The sequence below is a fragment of the Williamsia maris genome, assembly GCF_024171815.1.
GTDB lineage: Bacteria > Actinomycetota > Actinomycetes > Mycobacteriales > Mycobacteriaceae > Williamsia_A > Williamsia_A maris.
On sequence record NZ_JAMTCJ010000001.1, the window covers coordinates 651,366 to 667,578 of the forward strand.

Sequence of the window (16,213 nt, forward strand, 5' to 3'; positions counted from 1 at the left end):
GGGTCATGCCTCCTGGTCGAGGATGCGCTTGGCGCGGTAGAAGGAGTCGTCCTTGAGCTGCCCGAACAAAACCAGGGCAGATCCCTGGGTCGCCGACACTTCGTAACGTCCTGGGAAGAACAGAAGCATCGGCTTGTCGGAGACGACGGTTTGGAGATTGTTGAGAACCGTGTGCGAGCGAACAAACGGAAACACCTCGCCGATGCCTGTGAGGAACAGGATCTGGAACGACTCCGCCTCGATGCGTGCCTTGATGGCCGGCGCCAGGTGATCCTGAGGGTCCAGCATGTTCTGGAGCATCTTGAGGAAGTCGACCTTGTCCATCGTCGGCTCGGCCGCCAACACGCGATCCCAAACGTTGCGTTCCTTCAGGAGATCGACGCACAGCTCGTACAAGTTGATCTCGAAGACCCTGATACCTAGATCGGTTTCGAGCTTGGTCTTGATGCGCTTCCTGGCCTGTGCAACGTCGAGCGCCCACGTCGGGTCGTAGTCGTAGATGAAGTGGGCGACCTCGTTGCCCAGGCCCTCCATCTTCAGGAAGCGCTCACTGCTAAGCACCTTGAACAGGTGCTCCTCCTGTTGAGCCAATGTTTGTTTGGGGTGTGCGGGCACTACGCCTCCCTGGTTGGGAAGAAGCGGATGTCGCCCGGAGTGCGCTGGGTTATAAGCGCGGCGACGCGGGCGGAAAGAAGAGCTGGCTCGATCTCGCCCGTGCTGGTCAGCAAACCCGCCTCGACCATCATCCTGAAGAGCACCTGCCGAAGCTTCTTGTATGACTGGTCCGTGACCGTGGTGAGCTCCTCGTGCCACATAGCTTTGGCGCGGTAAAAGGAATCGTAGTCCTCGTAGGAAACGGTGCCCGCCAAGGTGAGGAAGCGCTCACGAAGGATTTCCTCGGCGAACTCGCCTATGAGGTCGTAGCGACGGCAAGCGGCTGCCCACATGAGGTGACTGCGCTCGGAGGCAGTTATCTCAGCGAGCGTCTCAACCTCACGATCGGAGAGTACCGATAGCCGTTTGACGGTTTCTCGCACGCGCCGTACGCCAGTGCTGACAGTTCGCGCCTGTAGAAGATTTTCGTCGACGGCGAGGTCGCGCACCTTCACCCAGTCACGAACTTTGGCGTACACGGGAGCCAAGACTGCGGCCTCGTGCGCTAGAAGGCCTCCGGTCGTGAAGGACAACGCGTAGCGCCCTTCGGCGGCGGTCTGATCGCTGTTTACGGAACACCTCCCTCGCACCCGACAAGGGACAAGGGTACGGCGCCCCCTGGCGGTAGGCGGCGCGAGGCCCCGACCCGTGTGGGCCATCCATCTTCCGAGTCGCGTGCCACTCCCTACCACCCCAGAGCCTGCCGATGCCGCCAGACAAATCTGGGCGGCGAGGCTGTCGCAAACTTGACCGATGCCCATGTCATTACAAGTTGCGTTGTCGGAGAACATCTTCACGGACTCACGCATCCGGCCATCTTCGCCCAGGGACGCGTCCAGCCAAGCAATATCCGACAAGCTGTGGGTCCTCACTCAAGGTTTAGCTGGCCTAGCGATCCTGCCAGACATTCGTACGCGAAGTCGTAACGATCGCTATATTCGGTTCATCCGTCGTTGCCGGGTATGTCCGACCCACATGCAACGCTATGCGCATGATCGAAGGGGGCGATGTGCCGGATCAGGACATCGATGCACTGGTGGAGCTATGCCGCAGAGACTTGGGGCCGGCGGGCTACCCCGACAGCCTCGCCCTGTGCATCATCGACTCGATTCAATCAACCGGCTCGCACTTCACATGCGTCGTAAATGTGGTGAACCGGTACCGCGATCTCCGCGCCCGAAACGCCGAGACCGACGGAACATTGAAGCTGGCCTCGTTTACGCAGTTCGATGGACCGCGCGGCTGGGCGGCCGAGGTCAGCAACTGCAAGCCTGGCGCCAGCTTCTGGCCGCGCCGTCGACTGACGAAAGAGACTGACATGCCCATTCCACTCATCGCTGCGGCGATCATTATTGCCGGCGGCGCAAGCGGCGGCGGCGGGCTTGCGCTCGGCGGGAAAGGCGCACTGGATATGAAGAAAGCCCGCAGCGATCTCGAGTGCATCACGTGACACTGAGATCGCGCGGATAAAGGCCGAGGAGAACGTCCTTCGTGATTACTTCGCGCTCGTCTTTGCCGATCGCAAAAACACGATCGACCAGATGTTCACGCGACTGGACACTGCACTGGAATCTGGCGACGCCGCAGTCATCAAGACCGTCGTGGACAGCGTCGTCGACATCGCGAAATCATCCCCGATCGCGGACATGGGCGATCTCAGCCAAGTTCGCGCCGCTCTCGACGATCCCGATCACGTTTGGGAGCTCTAGCTCGCTTAATCCATCCGCGAACCGGAAGAGTTGATTCGCATTTCTCGTTCCAAATCGAAACGGTCCAAGCCGCCAGCACCGAAGCCACCGGCACCTAGACCTCCACGCCCTAAACCACCAGAGACGGCGGAAAGCCACCGGATTTCTCGCGAGCTGAAAGCTGTGCGCCTAGCCTTGGAGACTCAGCGATGGGAATGCCGACGCGAAGCAACTCGGCAGCGGGTGCAGCACCTGCAAAACTTATCGATGCGCGAGCGGAAACTTGCCGAACAGTGGAAGTCCCTACTCGAGCCGACGTCAATTGCGAAGCCAAAAAAGTATGTGCACTATCAGCCAATTCCAACATCGCGACGGAAAACCAGCCAAGTCGAGATAATCACAATTCACCGTCCAACCGCACACCATTAGTGCCCACGACTAACAACGACTCGTAGCGCTTCGCGGCCCTTCCCCTTCCAAGGAAGTCCACCCAAATCCAGAAGAACGTGAGAATGCTCTGCACACCCATGGAGCACTTTGATGTGGAAATGAGATATTCGCGATCGAGACTACGACCTCGATGCGGCGGAACAGGATTATGGTCTACGGCGGGTGGCAGAGCCATCCGACCGACCAGCCGTCTCGCTGCCGATCCTTAACAGTGCGTCGGGACGCTGTTGTGTCTTCGCCGCTCCCGCAACGTTGGAAATTCGCCAACCCTGTCGCCTGCATATGCACACGAGCTTCGAGCCGAAGCTCTTGAGCTTTGGGACACAAAAGCAGGTGAGCACGCGGCGCCCCCATGGCGTTGTCACACGCGCGAGTTGAGACCCCCATGCCGCGGGTATCTCCAAGAACCGGGGACAAAGTGGCGCTAGGTGCTAAGTCGACGAACTACGTTCATGCGCCACGCCTCCACCAAAGATCCGACTGACCGCCTGATCTCGTATGCTGGGTGCGTGGCAGAGGGAAGTGTGTGGGCGCGCTGGGAAGTCGATGTCTGCGTAGACGAATATTTCACGATTCTCACGCTCCAGATGAATGGCCAATCCTTTAACAAGAGTCACCGCGCAAAGACCTTGGCCCATAAACTGGATGGTCGAAGCGAAAAATCGGTGAAGAATAAGTACAGCAACATCAGTGCAGTCATGACCATGCTGGGTTACCCAACCGTGGACGGATACAGCCCCAGGTTCAACTACCAGAGAATTCTTGCGGATGCGATTCGGACACGTCTGATGTTGGATTCCGCGCTGCATGAAAGTGTCTTGGCAGCCGTCCAACGCCCCACGGTCAGGGCCGATATTGTCTACAACGCGGACCTATGGATCGAGGCCCCTACATTACACGCCCCGAGAGATTCGCGCGCAGAAGTTCAGGCGGATTTCGCTCCAGTGCGCCGCGACTACCTCGCACTTGAGGCACAGAATCAGCTGCTCGGCAAGGCTGGCGAGGAGTACGTTGTCGAACTCGAAATGAATCGACTCCGAGGCGAGGGAAGAATCGATCTGTCGGAGTGCGTCGAGCACGTCGCAACCACCCAGGGCGATGGCCTCGGGTACGACGTGCTGTCTTTCGACCGGGCGGGACGCGAGAAATTAATCGAGGTAAAGACAACCGCGTTCAATAAATACACGCCATTTTACGTGACGAAGAACGAAGTGAAACGATCCGAACGGGACGCTGCCAACTACCATATTTATCGGTTATTCGATTTCCGAACGCAGCCGCGTATCTATAGCGTGCGCGGCGCGATATCCGAGAACTTCGAGCTCAACGCCACCACATTCTTAGCGCGGATTTCCTAAATTCATCCGACATAATCCAGCTCGCAAATGAGTGCAAACGCTAAGGCGGCCGCGACATCAACCGACACGGTCCGCAACAACAGACGCCAACCGGCAGAATTCATCAGGCATTGGCGCCTCCGGCCGGTCGCGCGAGGCGGTGAGCACGCCAACCGCATTGCTGCCCTGTACGTAGGCGCCCACCGAGGTCGAATCCGATTGTTATGCTGCGGCACTCAGCCGGGTCGCCGCTGCGCGAACCACCACTACATCGCAGGGACGCAGGGACATCCGGCCGGCGTGGGCAGGATCGAGGAGTTCGATTCGAGAGACTCGGTATCCGTCTGCTGCCGGTACGGCGCCCACACTGTCGGAGACCGATTCACCACCGGTGATGACCGACTGGGCCAACGTGGGCGCGCGCCGTCCTTCGTGGCAAGGACACCCACCGTGGCCGAACGCAGCTGCCGTCCCGCCTGCTCGCCGACGATCGGCCCGCAGTCGGCAGGTGTCGTCGTCCCACCGATCCCCAACGGCGCCGTGTTCGGTAACCGCGTCACCTCATACCCAGACAAGAAGTCGTCGGCCGTGAGAAAGAGGCCTGAATGCCGGAGGTGGACTCGAACCCAGACCACGGTGGCGGCAACGGCGATCGTGACGCCTGCTGAAGCGATCAACGCGAACTCTGCCCGAAGCCGCGTCGACAAAAATCCCCTCTGCAGACCCGCATTGCCAGATGGTCCTCGGCTCGTCGACGTTCGCCGACAGCTTTACAATCGACGTTACCGACTCGACGGATAGACGCTCCCTCGTTCCGGACGACCTGCCGGGGTCCGCGACCCCTGCGAATCGAAGAGCGATCAGACCGAGGATGGTGCCGGTCTCGGCCGCACGGCCAGAGGCGCGATGAAGTACTCCGACGAGGTATCGGTCATCGCGAAGCTAACCGCTCGACCGGCGTTCGTGCGGCAATTGGGCGCCCGCACCGCATGTCCGCAGTTAACGGGCGACATGCGATCCGCTCGCGGGACTCGACGATTTCGTGTTCTAGTTGTTAGGCCGGCTTTTGATACGTCCGAGTCTGGCTATTGCTGAAAGACCGTCGCTTGGCGTCCTGGGATCGCTCCATTTCGCGCCGTTAGCGAGCCACTGATCTCGGTAGTTAGATGCCGCAGCCTCCGTGTAGTCCTCGTTGCCGTACTCGACCCCGCAACACGGACAGATCTCATAAGTCGGCGACAATCCGTCTAAACCCCACGGTGGATCGGCCGGCTCGAAACCGCACACCCGGCAATAGCGCGTTCCGTCATTGCGCATTAAAGTACTCCAACCCGTCCTTGGGTTTGAAGTACGTTCTCGGCGCTCCACCTAAATTCATTACCGCAAACCTATTCGTCGCCGGGTCGTACACAAGCACGTCACCGTTCGGGCGGGTCTTCAACAACGCCTCCGCAGGCGGGTTCCTCAGAAATTCCTGTGCGTCAGCGACGTATTCCAATGCGTTGCGAACCTCCGGGAACTCACTCCCGTGTTTTTGGAAGTGCTGGAAGGCGTTCTCTACCGGTGAGCGCGAGCCGGTCTCGGTCCACAGAGGCTGCTGTATCCGCGCGGATGTCGGGATTCGATCGCCTGAACACCCGGCTGGCATCAAACCCAGCGGATCGCACGAGGTGTTCGGATTGGGTGGGTACGCATAGGGGTTGGGCGCCGGTGACAAGCCCAGCGGATCCGGCGTGAGATATCGCCCGGTGTCTGGGCTGTAGTACCGCATGAGGTTGTAGAACAGGCCTGACTCGTCGTCCGCGTACTGCCCTGGAAAGCGCAGGGGTGTCGACTCGCCCGTCCAGGCGGACTGGCCCCACAACGTCGTCGTGGCGCGACCGGCGAAAGCGCCCGTGTCGGGGTCAAGCAAACCGACCGGCATACCGATCTGATCGGACACGATTGCGTAGAACCGTTGATCCACATCGCTTTGCGGCATCGTCGACGTGGACAGGTCGGTCTCGAGGCCCGCCATGTTGAGCAGACCGCCCGACGACAGCGCGGGTCCCGCCTGCCGTGAGACGGTCAGCTGCGCCAGCGGAGTGAGCCCACCCGGCGCGTAGACCCATGCAAGGCCGTCACCCGACGTGTCGTCGATCTGCTCGACAAGCTGCGTTCCCGACCACACGAACGACGTCCGCGTCCCGTCGTCGGCGACCTTGGCGACGCGCCGACCTATCGGGTCGTACTCGTACCCCCAACGCCGACCACTCGGATCGACCACCTCCCGCAACCGATCCCAGGCATCCCAGCCATAGCGCCACACATCAGGCTTGCGGCTCAACCTCCGCCGAACCACCTGAACCACACGCCCGGCACCGTCGTACCCGTACGACGCCCGCCCGTCGTCCATCAACCGGCCGTCGCGGTACTCCCACCCTGCTCGCTCTCCCCCGTCGCCCGCTCCCCCGGCGACGATGTTGCTGCTGGCGTCGTAGGCGAACGATTCCACCAACGTCCCCGCAGCGTCGGTCACCGACCGGACGCGGCCAATCGGGTCCAGGTCGAAGCGGGCGTTCCGAGCGACTGCTTCGCCGGCGGGGCCTTCCCCCGTCACCGACACCAGTGCTCCGTCGGCCCGGTAGGCGAATCCGCTCGACGCCGCAACGCGTTCCGGCTCAGGATCGGTGAGTCCGAAGTTGATGCGACCGGGATCGGTCAGCCCGGCTACAACCGACCGACGCGTCAACCGGCCCGCTGCATCCCACTGGGAGTCGATCGCCGACGTGCCGAACGACCGCCTGGTCTCGCGACCGACGGCATCGGTGGCGACATCGATGATTCGGTCGCCGACCGTCATGCCTGCGAGGACGCCTCGCGCGTCGTAGCCGTATCCCGCCGCGACACCGGCTGGCGTGATCCGCTCGGTCAGGTTGCCGCCGGCGCTCCACCGCGACAACACCGCCGCCGCGTTCCACGACTCCGACACGGTGCGGCCCACCGCGTCGTACCCGAGGTCGAGCTGCCCGAAACCATTGCTCGCCGACACCATTCGTCCCGCGGCGTCGTAGCCGTACTCGACCACCTCGTCACCGGAACGTTCCGCGACCAGCCTGCCCACCGCATCGTACGAGTAGCTGATGCGCTCCCCCGCGCCGTTCATCTTCGACGCGAGACGCCCGGCGTCGTCGTAGGCGAACGTCGTTTCCGCACCGGCGAAGTCGACCTCACGCGCCACCCGACCATCGGGGAAGTACTCATAGGTCCAGCGCCGACCGAGCGGGTTGACGACCCCGATCAGGCGCCGTGCGCGGTCATATTCGAACGTGGTGCGTGACCCGTCGTTGTCGATGCGGGCGACGGGCAGATCGTAGAACCCGTACTCCCACCGGGTGACCGCGCCGACCGCGTCGGCGTGCGATAGCCGATTGCCCTCACCGTCATAGGTCCACGTCTGCGAACCACCGTCCGGCGCGATCTCCGCGAGCAATCGACCCTCGAGGTCGTAGCGTCGCTGCGTCACCGCACCGTCGGCGGCGACGACCCGCACCGGTCGTCCGAAGTCGTCGTACTCGACGCTGGCCGTGTTACCCTGCGGGTCAACGACACTGGTGGGCAACCCGGCCGCATTCGCGGCGAACACCGTCCGGCGGCCGTCGGCGTCGGTGGACTCGGTCGGCACGCCGGAGGCGGAGTACCCGACGGTCCGTACCGCGCCGGCCGGATCGGTCACCGACACCGGGTTGAGGTCGACGTCGTACCCGATGGCCTGGACCGCGCCGTCGGCGGCGACAACCCGCGACGGCCGACCGGGCGCTGCGTATCCGATGGTCGTCGCGGCTCCGGACGGGTCGGCGATGCGGACGAGATCGCCCTCGTCGTTGTAGTCGTAGGTGGTGACGGCCCCGGTGGGGTCGGTGGAGCTGATCGGGTTGCGGCGGACGTCCCAGCGCGTGAAGGTGGTGCGGCCCATCGGATCGGCCATGCGCTGCGGCCGTCCGTCGACGTCCATCCCGTAGAACGTGGTGGCTCCGACCGCGTCGGTGTACGCGGTGACACTGCCGGTGCCGTCGCCCAGATCGCGGTAGTCGAACCGACCGGCCCACACTCCGCCGACGCCGGACTGGTACACGATCCGTCCCTGGTCGTCGTAGACGTTCTTGTAGGTCTGACCGATCGAGTCGCTCCACGACACCATCCGGTGATCGTCGTCGTACGCGAATCGGGTGGTGGCGCCCTCGGCATCGGTGACGGCGACGAGATTGCCCTCGTCGTAGCCGAATTCGCGGAGTGTCGTGGAGGTGACACCGGCGTCGGACATGCTGATCGCTCGGTATCGGATGACCCGGCCGCCGGCGGAATCGATGGCGAGCCGGTACCCGCCGGAGTGTTCAACCGACACCGGCACACCCATCGTGCTGTATCCGATGATGATGCGGTTGCGATGACGGTCGGTGATCGCGGACAGCGAGAACGCCTGCGCAGCAATGTCGGCACCACCGAGTTGCGGCTTGGGGTCGAACCACAGCGAGCGGTCACCGGTGCGGTCGGTGAGGACGTAACCGCCCCGAGGGGTACGGCCTAGACGCCACACCCGGCCGACGACCGGATGCACTTCGTCGTCGCCGTCGACGGGCGGGAAGCGCAGCACGACCCCGTCGGGGTCGATGGTGGTGACACCGTCGTCGTCGGCGACCACCCGCGCGTCCAGGGTGCTCGACCAGCTCGGACCGAACCAGTGGCCACTGCGGTACCCGGAGCGGTGGCACCGGACCATCGTCAGCGGGAGGACGCCGGGCAGCGCGACATCGGTTGCCGGCAAGAAATATTCACCCGTCGCGACATCGACCGGCTCACCGGTGGACGTACAGTCCTTCGGCTCGGTGGACGCCTTTGCCGGATCACCATCGGGCGTAGAGGCGTCGATATTGGGCGTCTCGACTGGGTCCGCCTGCCCGTCCGGCGAATCCGCGCTTTCGGGCTTCCCGCCGCCGACGTCACGACCGGTCGCGGTTTCCGCGGACCGGCCGCCGGCCGGCGCCACCGTCTCACCCTGACGGGTGGCCACCGCGGCCGCGCCACCCGGATCATCTGGCTTGTTATGCCCTGCGTGCGACGGCCCGCGGGGGTCAGCCACCGTCGATGGCTTGACCGGCTGACCAGGCGCATCGGCGCCCGGACCATGCCGCGGGGAAAGACCGGGGTCGCGCGGCACCGACGGCGGATCAGCTCGACCACCCACGCCATCTGACTTCGGTTGTACGGGATCCACCCGGCCCTGGGGCTCCACACGGTTGGGCGGTTCGATGCGCTGCGGCGTGGCGTCATGGGTGGGCCGCACGTCGTGCGTCGGGGACGGCGCATGCGGCACGGGGGCAGGCGGATCCACCGATGCAGATCGGGTGTGAGCCGGTGGCGGCGGGGTTTGGTCGGTTGCCTCACCGCCGTTGTGAGGCGACGACGATCCGGGATCACGCGCCGGGACATCGTCGGCGTGCGACGGAACCGGATCGGGTTCCTTCGTCGGGAGGTCATCGTGCAGCCGCGGCGGCGGGTCGGCGTTCGGGGCGGTCGGCTCCTCAACCTTCGACACCGGCGCGACGTCGTGGTCCCGCGGCGTCCCGGACGGCTCGTCGGCCTTCGGTGGGGCGACATCGTGGTCTTGCGGCGTCAGGGACGGCTCGTCGGCCTTGGGCGGAAGATCGTTGTGGATTGGTTCGGGATCTTTGGCCGCCGGCGCATCGGAGCCGTCGGGACGGTTGACCAGGTCGGGGTCATCCGGCGCGGGCTTGTCCGGGGCGACGGGATCCGCGGGCTTGTCTGCCGGGGTGGTGTCGGCGGTCGGGCGGTCCGCTGCGGGCGAGTCAGCTCCGTCGTGAGGGGCAGACGAACCGTCGGCAGGCTGGTCGTGGGGCGCTGCGGTGTCGCCACCCGGCCGTTCTGGTGTCGTCGCACCGGCGTCGCTGTCCGGGTCCTTCGCGGCCGGGGCTGCCGAATCGCGCTCGGCCGCAACCGGTCCGTCGTTGCGTCCCGCATCGGCGCCGCGGCTCTCACCGGCGCCGGCGGACTCGGACGCGCGAGGCGCCTCGGAGGGGTGCGATATCGGCGGCCGCGCACTCGATGCCGCGTCGCGCGCACCGGCACCGACATCCCGCGACACCGACTCCACCCCGCGTGCACTGCTCGTTGCCACGGTGCGTGACGCGGTGGCAGCCTCGCGGGTGGCCGCGCTCGCCGCCGTCGCGGCTTCACGGGCTCCGGCGGCACCGGTGCGGGTGACCCCCGACAGCGCTCCGGCCCCCTTCGGACCGGGTGCGGCGAGCGACATGATGTTCGCGGTCAGCGAGCCCGCGGCCTGGGCAGGGTCCTTGTCCCACCCGTTGCCGAGGAACGCCTTGCCGAACTCCTCCGGATGGGCGGCCATCGACGTCAGTCCGGCTCCAAGAGCCGTTGCGTTGCGGGCGTACTCGGCCGGGTGGGCCATGTTGTACGGATCGGACGGGTTGACGGTGCGGACCATCTTGACGGTGTCGGTGACCACGCTCGCCGCGCCGACCGCGAAGTGGTCTTTCATGATGTTGAACGTGGTCGACGCATCGTCGAGAGTGTCGGCCAATCGTGATGCGGCACCTGCCAGTTCCGGTGCTTTGTCGGCTGCGCCCTTGAGCGCGCCGGCAGCACTGTCGGCCGCCGAGTTGCGATGCTCGCGCGCAGCGCGCAGCACCCGGTTGGCCTCGTCCTTGAGAGCCGGGCCGGGGTCGGGACCGAACGTCGGCATCGTCGGCTTCACATCGGTGGCGCCGCTGTTGTAGCTGTCGGCGGCAGAGTTGTAGGCGTCGGTGCGCCGGTTCTTGTCGTCGGCCCACGCATCGTGTTGGCGCTTGGCCTCTTTCCAGAGTCGGACCGCTTCGGCGGCCTGCGTCTGCGACCAGGTGACAGCGTCGGCGAGACCGTTCAGCGCGGTGCCCGCAGCCTCGCAGGCATCGGCGGCGGTGAACCACTTGGGGAACTCCGCGGCCGTCTTCGCGTCGTACCCCTCGGACGCCTCACCGCCCCAGTCTCCGACCGAGATGCCGCGCAGCCCTTGCCCGCCGGTGTCCAGCGACCCCGACATCGTCGACAACTTGCCGGCCCGGTCATGCATCGCCCCGGGATCGCCGTGGACCAGTTCCTTGGGATCCTCGGTCTCGTCGAGCGACTTCTCATCCGGGGTGGCGCCGAGCTGATCGGCGAGGGTGTCGCCGAAGTCCTCCACCGCATCGGCGGCACCGTCGAGTCCGACGGCGCGCATCCCGTCGGCGAGGACGTCGGTGCCGGCGTCGACGACGTTGCCGACGGCCTTCTCGCCGGCATCGAGTGCTTTCTCGCCGAACGAGACGACATCGTCGAGAATGCCCACAGGCGCGGCCTAGCGTCCGAGGATCGGGCCGGCGCCGCTCGCCACGCCGCCGAGGTTGTTCGCGGCCTGCGGCAAATCGTTCTTCATCGAATCGAGATTGGTGTTGATCTCCTCGCGGACCGCGTCGAACGACTCCTGTGACAGGTCCGGGTTGGCGAGGCGGTCCTTGTTGTAGTCGACGAGGTCGCCTGCCGACATGTCGTCGGTGCCGCGGGTGATGATGTTGCCGTCGGCGTCTTTGACGCTTTCCTTCTGCAGGCTGGGGTCGCCGACGAGGTCGTTGGCGAAGTCCTTCAGCGCGTTGGCGGTGTACTGCTCTTGCTTCTCGTACATGCCGGCGCCGAGGTGGAGTTTGTGGGCGATGTCGTTGGCGGTCTGGACCAGGGCGCGCATGCCCCATTCCCAGCGTTCGCAGAAGGTGTCCATGGCCGACTTCGCCGACTCGCGGCTCATCTGTCGCCCGGAGAGCTCGAGGTCGTTGAAGCCGCGACCGGTCTGCCCGGCGTACGACCCGATCACCGGGGCACCCGACAGCCCGTCGATGACCCCGTTGATTCCGGTTGCGGCCTGCTGCAGCGCCTTCGGATCTGCGCGAACGTCTATGACGACCCCCGAGAGTCGAGTGCTTCCGGCGGAAACACCATCACGTCGGCCTGGTGCGCATCGATGACGAGCCCCGTCGGCACCGGCCCTTGAGTGACGACCCTATCGATCAATGCCGCGCCGGTCACCTCGGACGCCTGAACGGATGCGAGGTCACGCTCGGCCGCGACCGCGAACTCCTGCGCCCGTACCCAGGTGGTGAAGGCGAGCATCCAGGGCACTTCCCCATACATCAGGGTGAAGTACCGATCATTGTGGTCGAGCGGTACATAGAGCACCTGGTCACGAAGGGCCTCGAGCAACGCGGGCGGCTGGCCGTATCCACCGAAGAACGCGGCACGTTCCTGTTCGAAGTCCATGCGTCCCCCGTTCTCATCGCGGGCGGCCCCTCGCCTGCCGCCCCGGCATCGCAACGATATCCATCGCCCCACTCGAGCGTCGTCGGGAAGCGACCTTCCCTATGGAAACCGAACCGGACCGCGCAGCTACAGCGGATGTAGATGAATGTCTACTTTTTGCCTACACTCGTGACCATGACAGACGTCGTTCCCATCGCCACGCTTCGGCAGAATCCGGCACCCGCTCTGAAGGCGGTCAGCGAGGGGCAGAGCCTGGTCGTCACCAGCCACAACCGTCCGATCGCCGATCTGGTTCCGCACCGGCGACGACACGGCGTGTCGCCCGCGGCGCTCGCAGAAGCGCTGTTGCGCACGCGGGTCGACGCCGGTTGGGGTGCCGAGCTTGCCGACGGACGGGCAGAGGACACCGACGATCCGTGGGCTGGGCGATGACCAATGCCCTCCTCGACACGTCGATCCTGGTGTCGCTCAATCAGGCCGGCGAGACTCCCCCGGATCTCTCAGCGTTCGATGAGCTCTACGTGTCGTCGCTGTGTTACTCCGAGATGCGGATGGGACTGTCGACGGCGACCGGCGATGTTCGCCAGATGCGTCAAGATCGCCTCGACGAGATCGTCAGTCTCTTCGGCGCCGGGATTCCCTACGACGACCGCGCAGCATTGGAATACGGACGAATTGTCCGAGCAGCGGTCGCGGCGGGCAAGAGCGCCCGCAGCCACGCGATGGATCAGATGATCGCCGGCGTTGCACGGGCCAACGGCCTTGCGCTGGCAACCAGAAATTCGGCGGACCTCAGTGGTCTCTCCGCGCTCGTCGAGGTGGTGGAGGTCTGATCCGCAGATCAGGTGTCGTGAGATGACGCGAGCGCGTCGACCATCGCCGGGAGCGCGACCGCGGCCGTCGACCGGAGGGTGATGTCGCAGGCGTCGGACAGATCTGTCTCGTCTGGGTTGATCTCGATGATCGTCGCGCCGGCGCCGCGAGCGATGTGCGGCAGTCCCGCGGCGGGATAGACGACGCCAGAAGTCCCGACCAGGATGAACACATCGCACGCCTCGGAGCGGGCCGTCGCTTCTGCGAATGCGTTCTGCGGCAGCATCTCCCCGAACCACACGACTCCCGGTCGTACGAGACCGCCACATTCACACTCCGGCGGCAGCACTCGATCGCCTTCTGGATCTGACACCTCGGCGTCGTGTTCTCGACCGCACGTGTCGCACCGGCACGCGAACAGGCTGCCGTGGACATGGACGACGTCGGAACTGCCTGCCCGCTCGTGCAGGTCGTCGACATTCTGGGTGACCAGTCGTACGTCAGCGGTCCGCGCCCAGGTGGCGAGCGCCTGATGCCCGGCGTTGGGTTCGACGGCCGCAAGCATCGCTCGGCGTCGCTGGTACCAGGCCCACACGAGCGCGGGGTCGTCCTCCCATGCCTCCGGGGTCGCAAGAGTCATCGGGTTGTACTTCGCCCACAAACCTGTCTGCACGTCACGAAACGTCGGCACGCCACTCTCCGCCGACATACCTGCGCCGGTGAGGACAGTGATGGTGTTCGCAGTGCGAAGCGCATCGATGGCGGCACTGATCGGTTCGGAACTCATGAGTTCATTGCCTTTCTCGATGCGCGTCGTGCTCGTGAGTAATTGTCCTCATGGTCCTGCAGGCTCGCAGCCGGTGCAATGAACAGCATGAAAGACGAGCGGTCTCAGCTCCCCGACGTACGCACCCGGATAGGGATGGTGGCCTGCCTGATCTCGGGTCTCTGCCTGATGGTGGCGTTGATTCAAGTGGTGACACTCGTCGGCAGCCCCGAGTTCGCCGGCGACTTCGACGGTGGAACCCATGACGCCGACTACAGCGGGATGACCATCGCCGGTTACCTGGCGATCGCCGCGCTCGCGTCCGCGTCTGTCGGGGCGCTGTTCGGCCGCGGAGGTGCTCGCGCGGTGTGCGCCATCACCGCGGGTGTGCCGCTGTTCGTGGTGGCGGCCTCGCTTGTCGCCAGGCTCCTGGAGTTCTTGGGGTGACGTGCACTCAAGCGGTGATCCGTCGCTCGACTGCGTGGACTCTCGACGCGGGGTCGTCGGCCTGCTAGGCATAGACGATGAAGCGCTCGGGCCTGGTGTCGACGTCAGCTGTGGTGGCCGTCGTCGTCCTGTCGGGTTGCTCGTCCACAGACGGCAGCCCTTCGTCCCAGCCGACCACGGTCGTGACCGTCACCGAGTCGTCGACGGCAACCGCCGCCCCCACGTCGACGACGACAACAACAGCCGCGAGCCCATACACACAGAGCAGCACCAGGGTCTCGGGAGCGTCGGGCCGCGCCACCTACGACGTGACCATCCCGCAACTCAGTGGCGGCAACCCCGCGGTCACCGCCGAGTTCAACCAGTCGATGCGGTCTGCGCTGCAGGATCAGATCGACGACGACGGCACTCCGTATGACGGCTTCAAGCTCAGTGACGGCTACTCGAAGGGACCCTTCCACATCGGACAGCGAGTCATCAGCGCCGAGCAGATCACGAGCTGGATCGCTCAACCGCCCGGGGCACATGGCGATTCGCTACTCGCGACGGTGACCATCAACGCCGACACCGCAAAGCCGATCACGCTGCAGGACGCGTTCGGCAACCTCGACACTGGTCTCGCACGACTGTCACAGGAATCGGCGCGCATGCTGCCGACGACGAACGTCGGCGACCGATACGTCCGCGAGGGCATGGCACCCAAGCTGGAGAACTTCGCCAACTGGACCGCATCGCCCGCCGGCATGCTCATCCACTTCGGTGACTACCAGGTGGGCGCCTACGCCGACGGGCTCGTCACGATCACCATCCCGTGGTCATCGTTGTCCGACGTCCTCGCACCGGGCATGCAGGACGTCCTGAGCAGCTGAGTAGAAGTACGGATTCGTTCCGGATGCTCGAGCGATGGAATGGTCCGTATGACCGAGACACTTTCTACACCCGACTCTCTCGACCGGTCACGGTCGACCAGGTCCACAATCGCGGTGTTCTCCGCCATGCTCGGCTGGGCGCTGTTCTTCGTCGTGCCGGCACTGTTGTTCGCGGCTATCGATCAAGGCCTGAGGGGCGGACCTGACGACCATTCGGCGTCCATCGTGGCGATCATGCTCGCGTTTGCAGCCATCTCCGTCATGTCGGCCGTGGTCGGAATGATTCTCGGCGGGACCAAAACCCGGGTCGCATGCCTTGTTCTCCTCTGCTGCCAGGCCTACCCCCTGATCGCGCGGAATAACTTCCTCTTCTGACATCGCGACCGGTAGGTGGACTACCGGCTCAACAAAGCCTCGGCGAGGTCATCGCGATCCAATGCGCGGTATGCCTTCGTGTACTTCCGGGTCAGCTTCTGCTGCAACTCTTCGGGCAGTTGACGAAACCGCTCGAGGTCGGTGTTGTCCGCAAGGTCAGCCAACTTCACGACACGTGCGCAGTCGTGTCTCCGGATCGCCGCGTAGTAGTCCTCGTCCGGAACGTCCTTGTCCCGCGTCAGCAGCGTCACCACCTCGACGACGTCAGCGGGCACGCCGCGCTCGAGGAGATTCTCCGCGGTGATGCCCGAGTCCTCGACCACGTCGTGTAGGAGGCCGGCCGCGACAGCGATCTCGTCCCCTTGGTCGATACGTCGCGACACCGAGCGCGGGTGCTCGATGTAGTCGACGCCCAGCTTGTCGGTCTGGCCACGGTGCGCCTCGACGGCGATGGCGTCTGCCAGCGCCACC

Annotated in this window: 16 protein-coding genes; 8 read left to right on the forward strand and 8 right to left on the reverse strand. The window is 64.8% G+C overall.

Annotated elements, in window-relative coordinates:
* Positions 1–3: 3 nt before the first annotated feature.
* Both LX13_RS03020 and LX13_RS03025 read right to left on the reverse strand, forming a co-directional pair.
* The gene (locus LX13_RS03020; protein ID WP_253659815.1) at positions 4–615 is read right to left on the reverse strand and encodes a DUF1788 domain-containing protein; all 612 of its coding nucleotides are present in this window, start codon (positions 613–615) and stop codon (positions 4–6) included.
* On the reverse strand, positions 615–1,244 hold the full coding sequence (locus tag LX13_RS03025; RefSeq protein ID WP_253660548.1) for a DUF1819 family protein: 630 nt from the start codon (positions 1,242–1,244) through the stop codon (positions 615–617). The genes LX13_RS03020 and LX13_RS03025 overlap by 1 nt, the downstream gene beginning before the upstream one ends.
* Before the next feature lie 401 nt (positions 1,245–1,645).
* Here LX13_RS03025 and LX13_RS03030 point away from each other — a divergent pair, with 401 nt between their 5' ends.
* The 3 genes from LX13_RS03030 to LX13_RS03040 all read left to right on the forward strand — a co-directional run bounded on the left by LX13_RS03030 (position 1,646) and on the right by LX13_RS03040 (position 4,150).
* The gene (locus LX13_RS03030; RefSeq protein ID WP_253659816.1) at positions 1,646–2,104 is read left to right on the forward strand and encodes a DUF8548 family protein; all 459 of its coding nucleotides are present in this window, start codon (positions 1,646–1,648) and stop codon (positions 2,102–2,104) included.
* Positions 2,105–2,195: 91 nt separating this feature from the next.
* A complete protein-coding gene (locus tag LX13_RS03035) occupies positions 2,196–2,363 on the forward strand; it encodes a hypothetical protein (protein ID WP_253659817.1) in 168 nt (55 codons plus the stop codon).
* Between the two features lie 938 nt (positions 2,364–3,301).
* On the forward strand, positions 3,302–4,150 hold the full coding sequence (locus LX13_RS03040; protein WP_253659818.1) for a protein NO VEIN domain-containing protein: 849 nt from the start codon (positions 3,302–3,304) through the stop codon (positions 4,148–4,150).
* A gap of 1,285 nt (positions 4,151–5,435) precedes the next feature.
* Here LX13_RS03040 and LX13_RS03045 read toward each other — a convergent pair.
* The 3 genes from LX13_RS03045 to LX13_RS03055 all read right to left on the reverse strand — a co-directional run bounded on the left by LX13_RS03045 (position 5,436) and on the right by LX13_RS03055 (position 12,472).
* Positions 5,436–11,510 (reverse strand): putative T7SS-secreted protein, encoded by a 6,075-nt coding sequence (locus LX13_RS03045; protein WP_253659819.1) that lies wholly within the window; start codon positions 11,508–11,510, stop codon positions 5,436–5,438.
* Positions 11,511–11,519: 9 nt separating this feature from the next.
* Complete coding sequence (locus tag LX13_RS03050; protein WP_253659820.1) at positions 11,520–12,029, reverse strand: hypothetical protein; 510 nt, start codon at positions 12,027–12,029, stop codon at positions 11,520–11,522.
* Positions 12,030–12,109: 80 nt separating this feature from the next.
* The gene (locus tag LX13_RS03055; protein ID WP_253659821.1) at positions 12,110–12,472 is read right to left on the reverse strand and encodes an SseB family protein; all 363 of its coding nucleotides are present in this window, start codon (positions 12,470–12,472) and stop codon (positions 12,110–12,112) included.
* 174 nt (positions 12,473–12,646) lie between these two features.
* On the opposite strand from LX13_RS03055, the gene LX13_RS03060 reads away from it, so the two are divergent.
* On the forward strand, positions 12,647–12,904 hold the full coding sequence (locus LX13_RS03060) for a type II toxin-antitoxin system Phd/YefM family antitoxin (protein WP_253659822.1): 258 nt from the start codon (positions 12,647–12,649) through the stop codon (positions 12,902–12,904).
* Positions 12,901–13,305, forward strand: a complete 405-nt coding sequence (locus LX13_RS03065) for a PIN domain-containing protein (protein WP_253659823.1) — start codon at positions 12,901–12,903, stop codon at positions 13,303–13,305. The genes LX13_RS03060 and LX13_RS03065 overlap by 4 nt, the downstream gene beginning before the upstream one ends.
* Positions 13,306–13,313: 8 nt before the next feature.
* On the opposite strand, the gene LX13_RS03070 is transcribed toward LX13_RS03065, so the two are convergent.
* Positions 13,314–14,072 (reverse strand): SIR2 family NAD-dependent protein deacylase, encoded by a 759-nt coding sequence (locus LX13_RS03070; protein WP_301300481.1) that lies wholly within the window; start codon positions 14,070–14,072, stop codon positions 13,314–13,316.
* Positions 14,073–14,159: 87 nt separating this feature from the next.
* On the opposite strand from LX13_RS03070, the gene LX13_RS03075 reads away from it, so the two are divergent.
* Positions 14,160–14,498 (forward strand): hypothetical protein, encoded by a 339-nt coding sequence (locus tag LX13_RS03075; protein WP_253659824.1) that lies wholly within the window; start codon positions 14,160–14,162, stop codon positions 14,496–14,498.
* Between the two features lie 64 nt (positions 14,499–14,562).
* Here LX13_RS03075 and LX13_RS03080 read toward each other — a convergent pair whose 3' ends face one another.
* On the reverse strand, positions 14,563–14,799 hold the full coding sequence (locus tag LX13_RS03080) for a hypothetical protein (protein ID WP_253659825.1): 237 nt from the start codon (positions 14,797–14,799) through the stop codon (positions 14,563–14,565).
* Positions 14,800–14,806: 7 nt separating this feature from the next.
* Between LX13_RS03080 and LX13_RS23385 the strand changes: the two genes are divergently transcribed.
* On the forward strand, positions 14,807–15,367 hold the full coding sequence (locus LX13_RS23385; protein ID WP_253659826.1) for an RsiV family protein: 561 nt from the start codon (positions 14,807–14,809) through the stop codon (positions 15,365–15,367).
* Between the two features lie 48 nt (positions 15,368–15,415).
* Positions 15,416–15,742 (forward strand): hypothetical protein, encoded by a 327-nt coding sequence (locus LX13_RS03090; RefSeq protein WP_253659827.1) that lies wholly within the window; start codon positions 15,416–15,418, stop codon positions 15,740–15,742.
* A gap of 20 nt (positions 15,743–15,762) precedes the next feature.
* Here LX13_RS03090 and LX13_RS03095 read toward each other — a convergent pair whose 3' ends face one another.
* The gene (locus tag LX13_RS03095; RefSeq protein WP_253659828.1) at positions 15,763–16,212 is read right to left on the reverse strand and encodes an HD domain-containing protein; all 450 of its coding nucleotides are present in this window, start codon (positions 16,210–16,212) and stop codon (positions 15,763–15,765) included.
* Position 16,213 lies beyond the last annotated feature (1 nt).